The following is a 1,723-nucleotide window of genomic DNA, read 5'->3' on the forward strand; positions in this document are numbered from 1 at the left end:
GGGCCCGTCGCAGAATTGAAAAATTCTGCGGCGGGTTTTCTTGCGTCTAAGGAGGGCAGAAGAATGGAAATTGCCATGAAATTTGCAGGAACTCCCCCCAAAATGGGTATGGTAAACCAAACGCAAGCGATTTTCTTGCGCCTGTGTGGAGAATTTTTTGGTTTTTGAGGGACTACGAGATCATTTTTATGGACGCCCGGGACTGGAGTCTGCCCTGTTTCCGTTTCATCCACAGCTTTTTCAAGTCAAAGGCTAAAGCCAAGAAAAAAAGTTCGGTGCGGATGTTGGCCTTTCCCCAGGTCAAGAAGCGGCGGAATCCAAAGTCGTTTTTGAGCAGAGCAAACGCGCCCTCCACCTGGATGGAACGGCAAAGACGCAGATGGATTCCGCGTTCGGTCATAATGTTTCTGGCTGCCAGCTCCCGTTTTTCCCAGAAGGTTTTTTTGAGGATGATCTCCTTGGGCTTATCCGGTGCCTTGGCCCGGCAGCATTGTGTCCGGTGTGGGCACCCACTGCAATCTTCACACCGGTACCAGGCGGTGGACACAAACTGTCCGTTCTGTACTTCTGTAGTCTCCCGTCTCAGGTGCAAGTTCCTGCCCTGTACACAGGTAAAACAGTCTTCTTCGGGGTCATATTCCATGTTCTCGATGCGGCCCACCTGCTTGCGAAACTTGCTTGTCTTCTTTTGGTCATAGTTGGTGGGCTTTATGAAGCACATCTGGCCATTCTGCTCCAGGTATAGATAATTCTCCAGGCTTTCATAACCCGCGTCCGCCACAACTTCCTCGTAGCGCACCTTGTGCCACCGGGACAACGTGTTCAGCATGGGACGCAGCGTTTTCACATCCGAACGGTCTGAGAATACCTCTAAACCGGTGATATATTCGCTGTTTACAGCAATCTGGGCATTATATCCCGGCTTTAGCTGGCCATTTCTCATGTGGTCTTCCTTCATCCGCATGAAGGTTGCATCTGTGTCGGTCTTGGAGTAGCTGTTACGCCCCTGGCCCATGATGGAAAGCATTTCTTCGTACCTCTCCCACCGCTCCAGAAGCGCCTTTTTCGTCTCCCATTCCCGCTGAGCCTGTCCTTTACGCCGGCCCTTGCCGCTGACAAACGCGATCTTCCCGGCTTCCTCCTCCAGCATGAAGCGTACAGCCGCAAGGTTGCTCGATCCGGTCATGGATTTTAGCTTATCCTTCACTTGGCCAAGGCGCTTTTCTACTGTTTTCCGCCATACAAAGGTATACCGCCCTGCACGGCTTTCCAGCTTTGTGCCGTCTATGAACACCGCTTTGTGGTCTGTTTCGCCCTCTTCCTCCAGCTTGCGGACAAACTGGTAGAACAGATCCTCCACCGCTTCCTTGCAGCGTCCAGTTCGAAACCGCGCCAGGGTGCTGTGATCCGGCGCCTTCCGCTCCTCCAGCAGCCATCTAAAGTCAATGCGGTACTGACAAGCCTCCTCCAACTTCCGGCTGGAGTAGATCCCGCACAGATACCCGTGTACCAATACTTTGAACAACACCCGTGGTTCCGCCGCCGATTTTCTCCCTTTGGAAGAATACGCTTCGTACAGTTTCCCATACTCCAGTTCCTCAAGCTGGGCGTTTAGCAGACGGACAGGTGCCTCCTCCGGTATCATCATTTCTGAATTTAGTGCAAGTACCAGTTGACCATTCCGCTCATATACGGTACACTGGTTTTGCTTTTTCTTTGTCTT

General features: G+C 52.1%; 1 protein-coding gene. It reads right to left on the minus strand.

The features are described from left to right. Window positions 1-172: 172 nt before the first annotated feature. Window positions 173-1,723, minus strand: a 1,551-nt coding sequence (locus H6B31_RS16555; RefSeq protein ID WP_204899503.1) for an IS1182 family transposase, incomplete at its 5' end; no start/stop codon positions are given.

Source organism: Pseudoflavonifractor capillosus (assembly GCF_016899775.1).
Classification (GTDB): Bacteria; Bacillota; Clostridia; order Oscillospirales; family Oscillospiraceae; genus Lawsonibacter.